The 17063-nt window shown below is 49.6% G+C and carries 17 protein-coding genes; 9 read left to right on the top strand and 8 right to left on the bottom strand.

The window, feature by feature from the left end:
* Positions 1-313: 313 nt before the first annotated feature.
* A complete protein-coding gene (locus tag BZG72_RS05275; protein WP_077666272.1) occupies positions 314-1702 on the top strand; it encodes a peptide MFS transporter in 1389 nt (462 codons plus the stop codon).
* 59 nt (positions 1703-1761) lie between these two features.
* Here the strand turns inward: BZG72_RS05275 and BZG72_RS05280 are convergent, their stop codons facing one another.
* The 8 genes from BZG72_RS05280 to thrS all read right to left on the bottom strand — a co-directional run bounded on the left by BZG72_RS05280 (position 1762) and on the right by thrS (position 7901).
* Positions 1762-2565 (bottom strand): PhzF family phenazine biosynthesis protein, encoded by an 804-nt coding sequence (locus BZG72_RS05280; RefSeq protein ID WP_077666273.1) that lies wholly within the window; start codon positions 2563-2565, stop codon positions 1762-1764.
* Positions 2562-2852: a hypothetical protein gene (locus BZG72_RS05285; protein ID WP_077666274.1), complete on the bottom strand. Its 291-nt coding sequence runs from the start codon at positions 2850-2852 to the stop codon at positions 2562-2564. The genes BZG72_RS05280 and BZG72_RS05285 overlap by 4 nt, the downstream gene beginning before the upstream one ends.
* Complete coding sequence (locus BZG72_RS05290; RefSeq protein WP_077666275.1) at positions 2849-3793, bottom strand: phosphotransferase; 945 nt, start codon at positions 3791-3793, stop codon at positions 2849-2851. The genes BZG72_RS05285 and BZG72_RS05290 overlap by 4 nt, the downstream gene beginning before the upstream one ends.
* A gap of 60 nt (positions 3794-3853) precedes the next feature.
* Positions 3854-4486, bottom strand: a complete 633-nt coding sequence (locus BZG72_RS05295; protein WP_077666276.1) for a class I SAM-dependent methyltransferase — start codon at positions 4484-4486, stop codon at positions 3854-3856.
* 256 nt (positions 4487-4742) lie between these two features.
* Positions 4743-5096 (bottom strand): 50S ribosomal protein L20, encoded by a 354-nt coding sequence (gene rplT / locus BZG72_RS05300; protein WP_025673305.1) that lies wholly within the window; start codon positions 5094-5096, stop codon positions 4743-4745.
* A 36-nt stretch (positions 5097-5132) separates the two neighbouring features.
* Positions 5133-5327 carry a 50S ribosomal protein L35 gene (gene rpmI, locus BZG72_RS05305; protein ID WP_025673304.1) on the bottom strand — a complete coding sequence of 65 codons (195 nt, stop codon included), beginning with the start codon at positions 5325-5327 and terminating at the stop codon, positions 5133-5135.
* A gap of 96 nt (positions 5328-5423) precedes the next feature.
* Positions 5424-5969 (bottom strand): translation initiation factor IF-3, encoded by a 546-nt coding sequence (gene infC / locus BZG72_RS05310; protein WP_077459463.1) that lies wholly within the window; start codon positions 5967-5969, stop codon positions 5424-5426.
* 3 nt (positions 5970-5972) lie between these two features.
* On the bottom strand, positions 5973-7901 hold the full coding sequence (gene thrS / locus BZG72_RS05315; RefSeq protein ID WP_077666277.1) for a threonine--tRNA ligase: 1929 nt from the start codon (positions 7899-7901) through the stop codon (positions 5973-5975).
* 253 nt (positions 7902-8154) lie between these two features.
* On the opposite strand from thrS, the gene hutC reads away from it, so the two are divergent.
* The 8 genes from hutC (at position 8155) to hxpB (ending at position 17033) form a co-directional block, all read left to right on the top strand.
* On the top strand, positions 8155-8859 hold the full coding sequence (hutC, locus tag BZG72_RS05320) for a histidine utilization repressor (RefSeq protein ID WP_046073262.1): 705 nt from the start codon (positions 8155-8157) through the stop codon (positions 8857-8859).
* Positions 8860-8914: 55 nt separating this feature from the next.
* Entirely contained in the window at positions 8915-9706 is a 792-nt protein-coding gene (locus BZG72_RS05325; RefSeq protein ID WP_077666278.1) for a substrate-binding periplasmic protein, read from the top strand.
* Between the two features lie 144 nt (positions 9707-9850).
* A complete protein-coding gene (gene hutI, locus BZG72_RS05330; RefSeq protein ID WP_077666279.1) occupies positions 9851-11074 on the top strand; it encodes an imidazolonepropionase in 1224 nt (407 codons plus the stop codon).
* Complete coding sequence (gene hutG, locus BZG72_RS05335; RefSeq protein ID WP_077666280.1) at positions 11071-12069, top strand: formimidoylglutamase; 999 nt, start codon at positions 11071-11073, stop codon at positions 12067-12069. The genes hutI and hutG overlap by 4 nt, the downstream gene beginning before the upstream one ends.
* A 2-nt stretch (positions 12070-12071) precedes the next feature.
* A complete protein-coding gene (hutU, locus tag BZG72_RS05340; protein WP_077666281.1) occupies positions 12072-13760 on the top strand; it encodes a urocanate hydratase in 1689 nt (562 codons plus the stop codon).
* 10 nt (positions 13761-13770) lie between these two features.
* Positions 13771-15315, top strand: a complete 1545-nt coding sequence (gene hutH / locus BZG72_RS05345; protein WP_077666282.1) for a histidine ammonia-lyase — start codon at positions 13771-13773, stop codon at positions 15313-15315.
* 159 nt (positions 15316-15474) lie between these two features.
* Positions 15475-16344, top strand: coding sequence for a fructosamine kinase family protein (locus BZG72_RS05350; RefSeq protein WP_077666283.1), 870 nt, complete (start codon positions 15475-15477; stop codon positions 16342-16344).
* A gap of 35 nt (positions 16345-16379) precedes the next feature.
* Positions 16380-17033, top strand: coding sequence for a hexitol phosphatase HxpB (gene hxpB, locus BZG72_RS05355; RefSeq protein WP_077666284.1), 654 nt, complete (start codon positions 16380-16382; stop codon positions 17031-17033).
* Positions 17034-17063: the final 30 nt, after the last annotated feature.

Raw genomic sequence — 17063 nt, forward strand, 5'->3', positions numbered from 1 at the left:
ACGGTTAGAGTGACCTTTATCACATAATCCCCTCTTCTTTGATCCCACGCAAAGACGCAAACGCCTGTCACGTCACTATAGGTGACAGGCATGCTCTGGTCATATATCCCACATGTAATAGACAGACTGTTATTATCCACGCTAATTTGGCTTGAATAATAGTTTTTAATTTTGGTAAAAAACCATTACGCTAGTTTTACATATTTTGTTACAAAATACAGGAGGCCATTTTACAAAGGCGTTAACGCCAACACCCTGCACCCGGCTAGCCCCATGCAGACCCAACAATCATTCAACGAATAATTAGATAGTTATGGAAAACCAAAAAACAATACTTGGTCACCCTCGGGGACTGTTCTTACTTTTTGGCACTGAGCTTTGGGAGCGCTTTTCCTACTACGCAATGCGTGCCATCCTCGTCCTTTATTTGACCGATCAAACCATCAACGGTGGTTTAGGCTGGTCAACCAAAGACGCACTCGAACTTTATGGCTACTACACTGGCCTCGTCTATATCACGCCGCTGATTGGTGGGTGGATTGCCGATAACTTCATTGGCCAACGTCGCGCTGTCGTCGTTGGTGGTGCACTGATGGCGATTGGACAATTCACCTTAGCTTTTCCTGCTCAACAATACGGTTTGGACATTGTTCATACGTTATACGCCGGTCTCGCGTTGCTCATCACCGGTTGTGGCCTGCTAAAACCCAACATTTCGACGATGGTTGGTGACCTTTATGATGAAGGCGATCATCGTCGTGATGGTGCGTTTACCATCTTTTATATGGGCATCAACATTGGCTCATTGTTAGCAGGCTTCGTCTCGGGCTCTGTGACCAGCGCTTACGGCTGGCAATATGGCTTTTTCGCCGCCGGTGTAGGTATGGTGATCAGCCTGCTGATCCAGCTAACCATGGCCAACTCTTGGTTAGGTGAAATAGGCCGAGTCCCAGCCGCACAGCAAGCGCGAGACGCCAATCACTCCAAGACCAACGCTCCATTGACGAAGCAAGAAATCGATCGCCTTAAAGTCATCTTATTAATGGGTTTGTTTGTCATTATTTTCTGGGCTGGCTTTGAACAAGCCGGTGGCTTGATGAATATTTATACCCAAGAGTATACGGACCGTATGGTTGGTGGGTTTGAGATACCGGCGGCTTGGTTCCAATCACTTAACCCTTTTTTCATCATTGTTTGTGCCCCTATTGCGGCGTCATTATGGGTTCGTTTGGGTCCTAAAGAGCCAAGCTCGCCCGTGAAGTTCGCGATGGCTTTATTTATGTTGGCGCTTGGATTCGTGTGCATGATTGGCGCGGTGTTAGAGCAAGGCGGTGATACCACAGTGAAGACGTCGATGTTTTGGCTGGTGGGCGCGTTCTTCTTCCACACGTTAGGCGAACTTTGTCTCTCGCCGATCGGTTTATCCTTGGTCACTAAGCTCGCGCCGCTACGCTTGGCCTCATTGATGATGGGTGCATGGTTTGGCTTTAACGCGATTGCCAACTATGTGGCGGGTATCATAGGCTCGCATGTGGGTGATTATGGCGCTATGGCCATCTTCGGCGGTATCGCGGCAACCGCTGCGATTTCCGGTGTGATCTTACTCGCGCTATCCGGCACGCTGATTCGTTGGATGCACGGTGCTGAGTCTGGTGCCACACCCAGTGAAGACATCGAACAACAACAAGTACAAGTGGCTTAACCCCACTTCACCACTGAAAAGAGGCCGTTTGGCCTCTTTTTTGGTTGCGCTGATTTTTGCTAGGTCTTACTTAAATCTAACTTTCCGCCAAATACGGTCACTGCTCGGCCTTGTAGCAACACATGCTCGTTGGTAAGCGTCATCTCGATATGCCCACCGCGCGCGGACGCTTGATAACCGATAAGCTGCTTTTTACTCAATGCTTGTGACCAATACGCTGCCAGCGCGCAATGCGCCGAACCCGTCACGGGATCTTCATTCACCCCTACCCAAGGGGCGAAGTAGCGAGAGACAATATCGACCGTGTTATCAGAGCTTGCTGCAGTCACCACCACGCCACGTCCAGGCTGCGTAGTTAGCGCAGCAAAATCAGGAGACAGCGCTTTTACATCGTCTTCAGAATTAACCACCAATAGCTCTTTTTCGCCAAAGCAATAACTCGCGCGGATAACAGAGCCATGTATACCTAAACCTTCTAGCCGCAATGGATTTGGCGTTACCTCTACCAGCTCTGGAACAGGAAAGGCCATGGCTATACCCTCGCGTTGAATTGTCACATCAAGAGGCCCAGACTGCGTATAAAAAGTGACATTGTCACCCATCTTAACATCACCACGCTCAGCTAAAATATGAGCTGTGGCGAGTGTGCCATGACCGCAGAGTGCGACTTCAACTTTCGGTGTAAACCAGCGTAAGGACATGGTATCTAAGGCAAGAAATGCGGTTTCAGAGAGCGCCATTTCCTCGGCAATGGCCAACATGGCTGCTTCATCCAACATGGACGCCGAAATACACACCCCTGCCGGATTTCCCTGAAACAATGACGCGCTAAAGGCATCAACCTGATAAATATCAACAATCATGATTTCATTCCAAACCGGCGACGCAGCGAATGATACATTTCCACGATAAAAGTCGTAAAGCCAACGGTAGGATCGTACTGTATGTAATCCTCGATTGCATTGAGATTAATCTGGCGGAATTTTTCAATCGCAGTCTCCGCACAATCAGCAACAATCACATCCCCTTCGATGATCAACCCCTGCTCTAACAATGCTTCTTTTTCGGCAAGGTAGTTGGGGGATTCCTTGATCAAGTAAGTAAACTGGTCACAATTGTTAGGCTGACAAAAAAAGACGTATTGGTTCATCGTATATCCTTATCGTTTTTTAGGTGGTAAGCGACGCGACACCACTGCTGAGAAAAAGGCAGAAAATCTTGATGAGGAATAAAGCGCTTTGCAGCAACATTATTATGTAAGTACACCTGCTCTAGCGGCCAAATATGGTGATCCGCATACATACCCCAAGCTCTGGCTCCATCTATTAGCTCCTCGGCAGTCAGTGGTAATTGCGACGTATAGCCACTAATAAAGGCACTTGATAGCAGAGGATCCATTTGAAACATATATGCACATGCCCGAGTCACATCATAGGCACGTGGCATATTCTGCAATAAATCCCAATCAATCAGCCCTGACACTGCATTATGCCTATCGAAAAAGAGGTTAGCCTGATGGTAGTTGCCGTGGATTAGCTGACGCTGAGTGACTATCTTATATTGGTGGTCACTGTTGTTATTCGCTAAGTACTCTTGCTGTTGTTCAGCACGCCGCATTGCCCAGTAGCTGTCATCACTGGTAGGTGTTTGACGAATTTGTTTAATGATCGTTTCTAGTTTGCGTAACCAAACCTCTTTTTCCCAACTAAGGGTAATAGTTGGAAAGGCGCTACCATCATGCTGAACTAGCGCGCTATGCACTAGTGCGAGAGCAAAACCCGCCGATTGAGCCTGAACTGACGAGAGTTTACTCACGGATTTTCCATGAGCAGCAGGGTACAAAGCGTAAGATGCACCATTAAATTTGATCAACGTTAGCGCTTTTTCCGTGAAGCAAGGGGCAATCACAAATGGCAGCTGGGTTGCTAGCGAGCGCTGAATCTGATGAGACTGTAAGATTTGCGCGTCCGTTAACGTTTGATAACCGCGTAAAAAGTAAGTGTGCCTAGCATGAACCTTGTACGTAACATTCACTGCCCCGCATTCGATTTCTTCAATAGACGAGCACTGACCGATGTAAGGCCAATGCATTAACAGTCTATGTAAATCTTTAGTATTGATGAGTGGCCCCCTAGCGCCAAGAACCTGTTGTTAACGGCGCGCTTTCACTGCTTCTGCATACAACGCTTTTACTCCATTTCCTAGAACTTCGATTTGAACATCCTCAAACATCGCCGCATCAAGATAATGCTGTGTTCTTTTAGGGGTGAGCTTAATCGCATCGGCAGGCTTGCTACCGTACATTTTGATATAACGATATATGAGCCCAAACTGCTGGAAGAAACCCATACTGTATTGAGTCATACTCATCACAATCAATCGGCCACCAGGTTTTAATACTCGCTTTGCTTCAAGTAATGCTGCATGTCGACAGGGAATGATGTGCAAGAGGTTAGCCATCAAGACTGTATCAAACTGATCATCTGAATATGGTAACTGCGTACAATTAGCGACATCTGTGTGGACATTTGCATGACCTTGAAAACGCTGCTTTGTGGTTTCGACCATTTTCTCTGATAAATCAGTCGCTAGGATCGATGTAGCATTATGGAGAAGGCTTCTCGTATACGTACCATTTCCACAACCAAGCTCAAGTACTACCCCGAGGTTCTGTAATCCAGCAAGCCTCGATTTGACTGTGTCTATAATGGCCTGCCCAACAACGTAGGTATTTCTCTGCTCGAAGCTATCAGAAAATGCTTCCCACTTATTTACAGTTATCATGCTATTACCCTTCTAACTAAGGCCGGAGGCAGATGAAGATTTAATAGCTCAACAAAGCATCAGTGACACTGTGCCTACTTAAAGTGCGAAGGCATTATGCATCTTATTATGTAAGCAATATAACACGGTATTTTAGTTAAATGGTATAGTGCATCACTCACTTTCATATGCACAAAGTGTAATTATCTAGACACTTACAAATAACAAAAAAGGAGAGCCGAAGCTCTCCTTTCTCAGCAATTCTTTACTGTAAAAATTACAGTGAAGCTTTCGCTTTTTCTACCAGCACAGAGAATGCTGCTTTGTCATATACCGCGATATCGGCAAGGATCTTACGATCGATTTCGATAGATGCCTTTTTAAGACCGTTAATCAGACGGCTGTATGACATACCGTTTTGGCGAGCCGCAGCGTTGATACGTGCGATCCACAGTTGACGGAATTGGCGTTTCTTGTTGCGACGGTCACGGTAAGCATATTGACCAGCTTTCGTTACCGCCTGAAAAGCTACGCGGTATACGCGTGAACGCGCACCATAGTAACCTTTCGCTTGCTTCATTACACTCTTGTGACGTGCACGAGCTTGTACACCACGTTTTACGCGAGCCATTGTCTCTCTCCTAAACTAAATAATAAAACTAAAAACTTATGCGTATGGCAGCATGCGAGCTACTTGCGCGTTTTCGCACGCAGGAAGAACCGCATTTGGACGAAGCTGACGCTTGTTCTTAGTAGTACGTTTAGTCAGGATATGACGCTTGGTTGCACGCTTGTACTTGAAGCCACCAGCTGTTTTTTTGAAACGCTTAGCAGCACCTTTGTTGGATTTCATCTTAGACATGATGAATAACTCCGCATTGTATTAATAACATAGCAATTTGGCGAACAAAGCGGCTGCACCCAACGGGCGCAGCCGCATGTTACTTGGAAGCCAGAATTACTTCTTCTTTGGGGCCAGAACCATGATCATCTGACGGCCTTCGATGCGTGAAGGGAAGCTTTCTACTGAAGCAATTTCAGCAGTGTCTTCTTTCAAGCGGTTCAGCACGTCAACACCGATGCTTTGGTGCGCCATTTCGCGACCGCGGAATCGGATAGTGACCTTGACCTTATTGCCCTCTTCAATGAAGCGAACCAGGTTGCGTAGTTTTACCTGGTAGTCGCCTACATCTGTGCCAGGACGGAATTTGACTTCCTTAACCTGAATAGTCTTTTGTTTTTTCTTCTGCTCTTTCGCAGCTTTACTCTTCTCGTAAAGGAATTTGCCGTAATCCATAATACGACAAACCGGCGGCTCAGCGTTCGGACTGATCTCTACCAAGTCAAGAGTCGCCTCTTCTGCTTTGGCGAGTGCTTCATCAAATGGGACAATACCCACTTGTTCACCGTCGGCGTCAGTCAGACGTACTTCCTTAACACCACGAATTTCGTTGTTTAGACGATGAGCGTTCTTCTTTGCCGGGGCTTTTCTTGCGCCTTTAATACCTTATTCCTCCACAATATTGAGTGTTCGATCTTGCACTTCTTGCTGCAACTGCGCTAAGAAGTCATCAATCTTCATTTTACCCAAATCTTTACCTTTACGGGTCCGTATTGCGACTTCGCCAGCTTCCATTTCCTGGTCACCACAAACCAACATATACGGAACACGCTTCAAAGTGTGTTCGCGGATTTTAAAGCCAATCTTCTCGTTTCTCAAGTCCGCAGAGGCTCTAAATCCAGCTTTTTGCAGTTTTTTCGCAATCTCTTGCGCGTAATCTGCTTGTTTATCCGTGATATTCATCACAACGGCTTGTTGTGGTGATAACCACGCGGGGAAGTGTCCCGCGTATTCTTCGATAAGAATACCGATGAAACGTTCTAGTGAGCCCAAGATAGCACGGTGGATCATGACCGGTGTGTGCCGCTCATTATCTTCCCCTACATAGGTCGCGCTTAGGCGCTCGGGCAACGCAAAGTCAAGCTGCACTGTACCACATTGCCATGCACGATCGAGACAATCATGCAAGGTAAATTCAATCTTAGGTCCGTAGAATGCGCCCTCACCTTCTTGAATTTCAAACGGAATGTCCATTGCCGTTAACGCTTCATTTAAGGCTTGCTCGGCTTTGTCCCACATTTCATCGGAGCCAACACGTGTTTCAGGGCGTGTCGACAGCTTGACTTCAATGTTGTTAAAGCCAAAGGTCTGATAGGTCTCATAGACCATCTCGATACACGCACTGACTTCTTGCTGCACCTGTTCTGGGGTACAGAAAATGTGCGCGTCATCTTGGGTAAAGCCACGAACACGCATCAGACCATGCAATGCGCCTGATGGTTCGTTACGGTGACAACTGCCGAACTCAGCCATACGTAACGGCAGGTCACGGTACGACTTAAGGCCTTGGTTAAAGATCTGGACATGACCAGGGCAGTTCATTGGCTTGAGTGCGTATTCACGGTTCTCAGAATTCGTCGTGAACATGTAATCCGCATACTTGTCCCAATGGCCTGAGCGCTCCCAAAGCACGCGATCCATAATGAGCGGCCCTTTGACTTCTTGGTAATCATACTCAGCCAGTTTGTCACGAATAAACTGCTCTAGCTCACGGAAAATCGTCCAGCCGTTGTGATGCCAGAAGACCATACCCGGCGCTTCTTGCTGCATATGATACAGGTCAAGTTGCTTACCCAGTTTACGATGGTCACGTTTGGCAGCCTCTTCCAAGCGCACCAGGTGTGCTTTAAGTTGTTTTTTATCCGCAAATGCTGTGCCGTAGATACGCTGTAGCATTTTGTTGTCGCTATTCCCACGCCAGTAAGCGCCAGCCACATTCAGGACTTTGAAGTTCTGACAAAAGCTCATGTTTGGCACGTGTGGGCCACGACACATATCAATGTATTCTTCGTGGTGGTACAAGCCCGGACGGTCGTCACGTGATACATTCTCATCCAAGATCTCTATCTTGTATGACTCACCACGCGCTTCAAACGTGTCGCGCGCCTCTTGCCAGCTCACGTTTTTCTTCACGACTTGATATTTAGTTTTCGCCAACTCTTTCATACGCTTTTCAATGGCGTCCAGGTCATCCTGGGTGAGCGAGCGATCCATGTCTATGTCGTAATAGAAACCGTTGTCGATGGTTGGGCCAATCGCCATCTTAGTGTCAGGGAAAAGCTGCTTAATCGCATGACCTAAAAGATGCGCACATGAGTGGCGAATGATTTCTAACCCGTCTTCGTCTTTCGCAGTGATGATTTCCAGTTGGGCGTCTTGATCGATAAGATCACACGCGTCAACACGTTCACCATTTACACGGCCGGCAATGCAAGCTTTAGCAAGGCCTGGACCAATATCGTTGGCGACATCGTAAGTAGAAACCGGATGGTCAAAAGCACGCTGACTGCCGTCAGGGAGAGTAATTAGAGGCATTGATAACAATCCTTCTCAGTGGTGCCACACACCAAGTGGCACATGAAGTGTATTTTGGCGATTAGTAAGTAACCGCACAGTGCGAGTAGAATGACGATTATGAAGATCCCGCATTTGTGATGCAAGTCATCCCAACAATAATTTCTGCGCGAGAATCAGCGTGATAAACAATCAAGTTTTCTATCATTCACTTGATTTTACGCGAGACTTCATCAATCCTGATTTGTATACACAATTTTGACAAGGAAACCGTATGGCCAACGCGCCTCGTTATCAACAAATCAAAGCTTACATTGAAGAAAAAATTGAGACACGGGTTTGGCCGGTTGGTACGCGTATCCCCACCGAATACGAGCTGTGCGATCTATTTAACGTTAGCCGGATGACGGTCAATAAGGCGGTTCGTGACTTGGTGACTGATGGGCTACTCGAACGCACGCCGCGGCTAGGCACGTTTGTTACTGAACCCAAAGCGGAATCACCGTTGATGGACATTCGCAATATTGCCGATGAAGTCACTGCACGCGGTCAGCACTATCACAGCGTCATCCATGCATTGAAACGCCTCTCTGCGCCCGTTGATGTGGCAATGCGCTTGGGTGTGATGTTAGGCACCGACGTCTACTACAGCGAAATTGTCCACTACGGTGATGAGATACCGCTCCAGCTCGAGCAGCGCTGGGTGAACCCGGCGCTTGCGCCTGCCTATCTGGAACAAGACTTCAACCAGACCACCCCCAATGAGTACTTGTCTTCAGTGTGCCCAGTTAACACCATTGAGCATAGTGTCGAAGCGATTAATCCATCAGCAGCAGTCAAAGAGGCATTGGCGATGAAGTCTGATGAGCCCTGCCTTTTACTCCACCGCCGCACCTGGAGTCAGCAAACGCTGGTCAGCGCCGCATTACTCTACCATCCTGGCTCACGTTATAAGCTAACATCACGTACAGACAGATAGCCGACCTGCGTCGGTAGGCTATGCTTGTTGAAAGGTCGTGTATCGGGGTAAAGAGATGTTTGCGCGTGTGTTAACGCTATTCAGCCGCCATTGTCTATTCATCGTGATCGTTTTGATGCTGATCACTCCCACCGCTGGCGCCACAGACAAAATCATCCGCCTTACTAGCGGTGAATTCGCCCCGCTAATGTCAGTGAAAATCAAACACAGAGGCCTTATCAGTCATATTGTTGAAGAAGCGGCGGCGCTAAGTGGTTATCGCGTTCACTATGGTTTTTTCCCGTGGAAACGCGCCTATGTGATGGCAAAAAGTGGCTACTGGGATGGCTCTGTGGCTTGGGGCTACACAGAGGAACGTGAGGAATACTTTGCCTACTCGGCGCCCATCTTTCCTGAGCATGTTTACCTTTATCACCGAAAGCACTATGCATTTGACTGGCAAGAAGAAGCGGATCTGGAAGGTATAAAGCTTGGTGTTAACCGTGGTTACCTTGACGAATACATGCTGCAGCAAATGCAAAAACGCGGATTGCAAATTAACTATCAAGCCACGACCACCGAACTACAAAACTTTCGTGCCCTCATTGGAGGCCGGGTCGATATTGTCATCAGTAACCGCCTCATTGCCGAGCGAATACTCAGAAAGCATTTCGACGAACAAGCGCGTGGTAACATCGTTCGTCATTCACGCCCTTTTCGTGTCACCTCATTGCATGTACTGATCAGTCGAGAAATCGAACAGACGGATGAGTACATCTCCGCGTTCAATCAAGGGCTAGAGCGCTTGCATCAATCCGGACGCTACGATGAACTGATCACGGATTTTGAAAACGGCGCTTACGACTAACGGTTCGCTTTCCGCGCCATTAATCTCTCTAATCTCGCCAAAACGATCGAGCCGATCACAAAACCTTTACAATCCCTCTTGTGCTCGCGCCCTTATTTGTCTATACATTTGTATAGACATTTATGAAGCAGCAAGGGATTCGCCATGAAGAAGGTATTTACCGACGCAAATGTGGTCAGTATGGCGAGCGATATTCGTGAGAGTACTGGCTACCAATGCCAACCCAATACAGCGATTGCCGTCGAGAACAGCAAAATTGTTGCGGTAGGACAGCAAGCCAAGCAGCTCGATTGGCCTACGCAGTCGTTAAAAGGGTGTCTCGTCACCCCGGGACTGATCGACAGTCATACCCACCTCGTGTTTGCAGGTAACCGCGCCGGTGAATTCGAGCAGCGCCTCAACGGTGTGCCCTATCAAACCATTGCAAAACAAGGTGGGGGGATTTTATCGACCGTGAATGCTACCCGTGCGGCCAGCGAAGAGACATTACTGGCGCTTGCTCTCCCTCGGGCAGAGGCGTTAATGCGTGACGGTGTCACAACAATCGAAATCAAATCAGGCTATGGGCTTACCCTCGAAGACGAGCTCAAAATGTTGCGTGTAGCAAGAGCCATTGAACAGCACTTGCCTATCAATATCTCAACGACTTTGTTAGCGGCGCATGCATTACCGCCTGAGTATCAACACGATGCCGACCATTATATTGATTATGTTTGTCACTCGGTGATCCCCGCCGCGGCAGAACAGCAACTGGCTGACGCCGTAGACGTCTTTTGTGAAAAAATAGCCTTTAGCGTCGACCAAGCAGAAAAGGTGTATGCCGCGGCCAATGCCTATGGCTTAAACATTAAAGCGCACACCGAGCAGCTCAGTGACCTTGGCGGCAGTGTGGCAGCCGCAAAGGCAGGCGCCTTGTCCGTTGATCATATTGAATACTTGTCAGAAGCTGATGCTCAGCTTTTGGCCGCGTTCAGCACGGTTGCGACCTTGCTTCCTGGCGCGTTTTACTTTTTGAGAGAAACCCAGAAACCACCGATTCAAGCACTTCGTGATCATCATGTGCCAATGGCGATCGCCACCGATTTTAATCCGGGCACATCACCGTTTGCGTCTTTAACCCTGATGATGAATATGGCCTCCACCTTTTTTAGCTTGACGCCCAAAGAGAACCTTTACGGCGTAACCCGCCATGCCGCGCAAGCGATGGGGTTGAGCCAAAAAGGCCAAATAGCACCTGGCTTTGACGCGGACTTTGCTGTTTGGCACTGCGACTCACCGGCTGAGCTTAGCTACATGGTGGGCACCGCGCCACTTGCCGGGCGCATCGTTGGCGGAACATGGTACGACAATCAAGGGGTACGAGGATGAAACATCTACCTGCAGACATGAGTGTGTGGCAAGGGCGCGTTGACCCAGAGGACGGCGAGCGCGGACTGCGCTTGCACCAAACGGTTACCTCGTACACGCCATCGTGTGAACAAGGCGGCGTGGTGATCTATGGCTTTGCTTGTGATGAAGGTGTCGCTCGTAACAAAGGTCGTCAGGGGGCAGCTCTGGCACCGAATACAATCCGGCAGGCATTGGCGAATTTAGCTTGGCACAACGCCCCTGCCCTCTATGATGGCGGCAACATTGTCTGTGATGACACCGACCTCGTCCTTGCACAGCAAGGGCTAAGTCAACACATTCACCAAACACTATTACAGCATAATGTTTTGGTGCTGGGGGGCGGGCACGAAACGGCGTGGGCAAGCTTTCAAGGCTTATCCAGTTATGTTTCTCGCCACACGTCACCAACAATCGGTATCATTAATTTTGATGCGCACTTTGACTTGCGCACGCCACAAGGGATCAGCGAAGCCGGTAGCTCAGGGACACCCTTTGCGCAGATCGCCCAGCTTTGTCAGCAAAAAGGCTGGCCATTTCACTATGCCTGCCTAGGCGTAAGCCGAACCAGCAACACCCAGGCACTCTTTGATAAAGCCGCACAACTTGGGTGCTGGGTAGAAGAAGATACCGACATGCAGGTGGCTGCACTACCAGCACTCAAAGCGAAATTAAGCGAATTCATCCAAGGGTGTGATTACTTATACCTCACGCTCGATATGGATGTTTTTCCCGCCAGTGCCGCGCCAGGTGTGAGCGCACCAGCGACAATCGGCGTCTCAGTGCAAGTCATTGAACCACTGATTCAATCCATTTTTAGTGAAGCCGACCGGCAGCGCGTTCGTGTTCCCGTGTGCGACATCACTGAAGTTAATCCTCACTACGATCGCGACCAACAAACCAGTCGATTAGCGGCTCGCATGGCTTGGACCATGCTACACGCGGCATCGCACCATATTCACCAACAAGGAGAGTAACCATGACGGATCCACGTTTTGATTCACGCACGGTTAAAGCCCCAACCGGGCCAGAGCTAAATACAAAAAGCTGGCTAACCGAAGCCCCCCTTCGCATGCTAATGAATAACCTACATCCGGACGTGGCCGAACACCCTAATGGCTTAGTTGTCTATGGAGGTATTGGTCGGGCCGCCCGTAATTGGCAATGTTTCGATAAAATTGTCGAGGTGCTTAAACGTCTTGATGACGACCAAACCTTGTTGGTGCAATCCGGTAAGCCTGTCGGGGTATTCCCGACCCACAAAGATGCGCCCCGTGTGCTTATTGCCAACTCAAACTTGGTGCCGCACTGGGCAAACTGGGAACATTTCAATGAGCTCGATAAGCAAGGGTTAATGATGTATGGCCAAATGACCGCGGGGAGCTGGATTTATATCGGCTCTCAGGGCATTGTTCAAGGCACTTACGAAACCTTTGTTGCCGTCGCTAAAAAGCATTTCGATGGTGAAGCCAAGGGACGTTGGATCTTGACCGGTGGTCTGGGTGGCATGGGTGGCGCCCAGCCGCTAGCAGCCACCATGGCTGGCTTTTCAATGATTGCGGTTGAGTGTGATGAAAGCCGCATCGATTATCGCTTGCGCACCGGCTATGTCGATCGTAAAGCCACCTCGCTTGACGAAGCCCTGGAGATGATTGAGCAAGCCAATCAAGCTGGTAAGCCCGTTTCCATTGGGTTACTGGCCAATGCGGCTGATATTTATCCAGAGCTGGTGAAGCGCAATATCACCCCGGATGTGGTCACCGACCAAACCTCAGCCCACGATCCCCTTAACGGTTACCTACCGCAGGGCTGGACCATGGAACAAGCCGCTGCTCAGCGCAAAGAAAGCGAAGCAGAGGTCGTGAAAGCGGCGAAAGCGTCAATGGCCGTACAAGTAAAAGCGATGCTTGATTTGCAAACGCGCGGCGCGGCGACCTTGGATTACGGCAATAACATTCGCCAAATGGCACTCGAAGTGGGGGTTAACAATGCCTTTGATTTCCCAGGATTTGTCCCTGCCTACATTCGTCCGTTATTCTGCCAAGGAATTGGTCCGTTCCGCTGGGCGGCCCTGTCGGGCGATCCGGAAGATATCTATAAAACCGACCAAAAAGTCAAAGAGCTGATCCCGGACGACCCACACCTGCACAACTGGCTTGATATGGCCAAAGAGCGCATTCAATTCCAAGGCTTACCGGCACGTATTTGTTGGGTGGGTGTCAAAGACCGTGCCCGCTTGGCCCTTGCCTTTAACGAAATGGTGAAAAATGGCGAACTCAAAGCTCCCGTTGTGATTGGCCGTGACCACTTAGACTCAGGCTCAGTGGCGAGCCCGAACCGTGAAACCGAAGGCATGCTTGATGGCTCAGATGCGGTGTCAGATTGGCCATTGCTCAACGCGATGCTAAACACAGCATCAGGGGCCACCTGGGTATCTTTGCACCATGGTGGCGGTGTTGGTATGGGCTTTTCACAACACTCTGGCGTTGTCATAGTGTGTGACGGTACCGACGATGCACACCAACGTGTGGCACGCGTGCTGCGCAACGATCCTGCGACAGGCGTCATGCGCCACGCCGATGCCGGCTATGACATTGCCATTGATTGTGCCAAAGAAGAACAACTCGATCTGCCGCTGTTGGACTTACCTAACCAACCGCTGCGCTAAGGAGAGCAAGATGTACACATTAACGCTACAACCTGGTGAGCTCACCCTGGATCAACTGCGACAAGTTAGCCGAGAGCCCGTTCAACTGGCGTTTGCTGACGGCATTGAAGCCACTATGAAAACCAGCACCGACACTGTCACCAACGTCCTTGAGCAAGGACGGGTGGTGTATGGAATCAATACTGGCTTTGGCTTATTAGCCAATACCCGCATTGAGCTTGACGATCTCGAAACGCTCCAGCGCTCGATTGTACTGTCTCACGCGGCGGGCATTGGTGAATTTATGGACGATGCCACCGTGCGCTTGATGATGGTGCTCAAAATTGCGAGCTTGGCGCGCGGCTATTCAGGGATTCGCTTTGAGGTTGTCAAAGCACTGGCAGAGTTGGTCAACCGCGAGGTGTATCCCTGTATTCCTAAAAAAGGCTCCGTTGGTGCTTCAGGTGATCTTGCCCCACTGGCTCATATGAGCACGGTATTACTGGGGGAAGGCCAAGCGCGTTATAAAGGCGAAGTGATCTCCGGTGAAGCCGCGTTAAAAATCGCGGGGCTGTCTCCTATCACGCTGGGGCCAAAAGAAGGGCTTGCGCTTCTTAACGGCACCCAGGCGTCAACCGCCTTTGCCCTCGAAGGCTTATTTGAGGCCGAAGACTTGTATGCCGCCGCCACGGTTTGTGGTGCATTATCAGTGGAAGCGGCACTCGGCAGTCGCCGCCCCTTCGATCCACGCATTCACGCAGTGCGCGGCCACCAAACCCAAATGGATGCCGCTGCCGCCTATCGCCATCTGTTGAATGAATCCAGTGAAATTGGTGACAGCCACCAAAACTGTGAAAAAGTGCAAGACCCTTACTCACTGCGCTGCCAGCCACAGGTGATGGGCGCCTGCTTACAGCAAATTCGCCAAGCAGCCGACGTGCTTACGACTGAAGCCAATGCAGTGTCGGATAACCCCTTGGTGTTCCCAGATGATGGCGATATCATATCTGGGGGGAATTTCCACGCTGAGCCCGTTGCCATGGCCGCGGATAACCTGGCATTGGCGATTGCAGAGATTGGCAGCTTATCGGAACGCCGCATGGCACTGCTCATCGATAGCAACCTCAGCAAACTCCCGGCGTTTTTGGTTAACAACGGTGGCGTTAACTCTGGGTTTATGATCGCACAGGTCACTGCTGCCGCGTTGGCAAGTGAAAACAAAACCCTGGCTCACCCAGCGTCAATTGACAGCCTACCCACCTCAGCAAACCAAGAGGATCATGTCTCCATGGCCACCTTTGCCGCTCGTCGCTTGCATGATATGAGCAGCAATACACGCGGCATCTTAGCCGTCGAACTGCTGTCGGCCAGTCAAGGCATTGACTTTCGCGCGCCCGATAAAACCTCGGAACGACTGGAGCAAGCCAAAGCAGAATTGCGTGGCGTGGTGCCGTTTTATGATAAAGACCGCTACTTTGCCCCTGATATTGAAAAGGCCAACGCACTGCTTAAAACCGGGACCTATAACCGCTTAATGCCAAACGGTATCTTGCCAAGTTTGACATCCGTCTCCTAACATCGGTAACGCGTTCCAAACTTGACAGTTAAACGGCTCTTTATGAGCCGTTTTTTATCTAAACTGTCGTCATATCCACAGATATTGGGCGACATCATAGGCTAATATATAACCAGTTGCTGTTACTTCCCTCTTTACCTCGATGTAACGGAGTCGCTTATGTGGCATGCCCTGTCTGTACACCTATCCGAACAACTCGGGATTGATTTCGAGATCACCGAAAAACACGCTATCAGTGGTGGCGATATCCATGATGCCTATTGCATTAGCGATGGCGGTGATCAGCGCTTTTTCGTCAAGGTAAACGAGCGTGCACTACTCCCCGCCTTTGAAGCCGAGGCGGAAGGGTTGCGTCAACTCGCGATGAGCGGCCATATTCATGTTCCTCGGGTGTATTTTATTGGCCCCGTGAAAGACAGTGCTGTCTTGGTGCTCAACTACCTGCCCATCAAACCGATAGATGACACGCAGGCTTATTTGTTGGGGCAACACTTAGCGCGTCATCATCGCTGGGGAGAGCAAGCAGAGTACGGCTTCGATGACGATAATTTCATCGGCACCACGGAGCAGAGAAACTGTTGGCACCGCAAATGGTGTCGTTTTTTTGCCGAACAACGCATTGGTTGGCAATTGCAATTGGCGGCTGAGCGCTCGCTGCATTTTGGCGACATCGATACCATTATCGAGAATGTTAAAGCCCAACTTGTCGGCCACGCGCCCAAACCTTCGTTACTGCACGGGGATCTTTGGTCTGGCAATATGGGCCTGTCGGTCAATGGTCCGGTGGTGTTTGACCCTGCCTGTTATTGGGGCGATCGAGAAGCCGATATCGCGATGACAGAGCTCTTTGGTGGTTTTCCATCAAGCTTTTACAACGGCTATCAAGCCGAGTGGCCGTTAGATGAGGGTTATCAAAATCGAAAAGACATTTACAACCTTTATCACGTGCTTAACCATGTCAACTTATTCGGCGGGCCATACCTCACACAAGCAGAACAATTGCTGACAAAACTCACACTCACGGTGTAGGATGCGGTGCACACAAACTGAGAATGAGGTTGGCGATGTTATCTGCCGCAATATTTGATATGGACGGCCTGTTGGTTGACTCAGAGCCGTTTTGGCAACGTGCACAAATTGACGTCTTAAGCGAGCTGGGTGTTTCCATCAGTTTACAGGATACGCGTGACACCACAGGCGTTCGAATTGACGAGATAGTCAAATACTACGCACGCACTCAGCCCTGGCAAGGTTCCTCCAATGCGGATGTGCAGGCGCGAATCGTCGACCGTGTGGTTGAGTTAGTGAAAGACGAAAAGCCGATGATGCCAGGCGTTAAAGACGCGTTAGCAATTTGCCATCAAGCAGGACTAAAAGTGGGCTTGGCATCGTCATCGCCACTCACGCTTATCCATCCTACTTTGGATGCATTGGGACTCAGTGATCAATTTGCCATCGTAGAGTCAGCCGGTGCACTTAAACACGGCAAACCTCACCCAGAGGTCTATCTTAACGCCGCCACTGCCTTGGGTGTGGAGCCCGATCACTGTGTAGCTTTTGAAGATTCATTTACTGGCCTACTTGCTGCCAAAGCGGCCTCGATGAAAACCATTGTCGTGCCTGCAGCCCATGAGTGGGAGGATCCTCGCTTTGTGATAGCCGACCAAAAGCTTGCGAGCCTTCGTGCATTTAGCGCAGATAATCTCGAATCGCTCTAGCCGTCGACATCATGATAGCAATATAAATGG

The sequence above is a fragment of the Salinivibrio sp. PR6 genome (assembly GCF_001995955.1).
In the GTDB taxonomy this organism is placed as follows: domain Bacteria; phylum Pseudomonadota; class Gammaproteobacteria; order Enterobacterales; family Vibrionaceae; genus Salinivibrio; species Salinivibrio siamensis.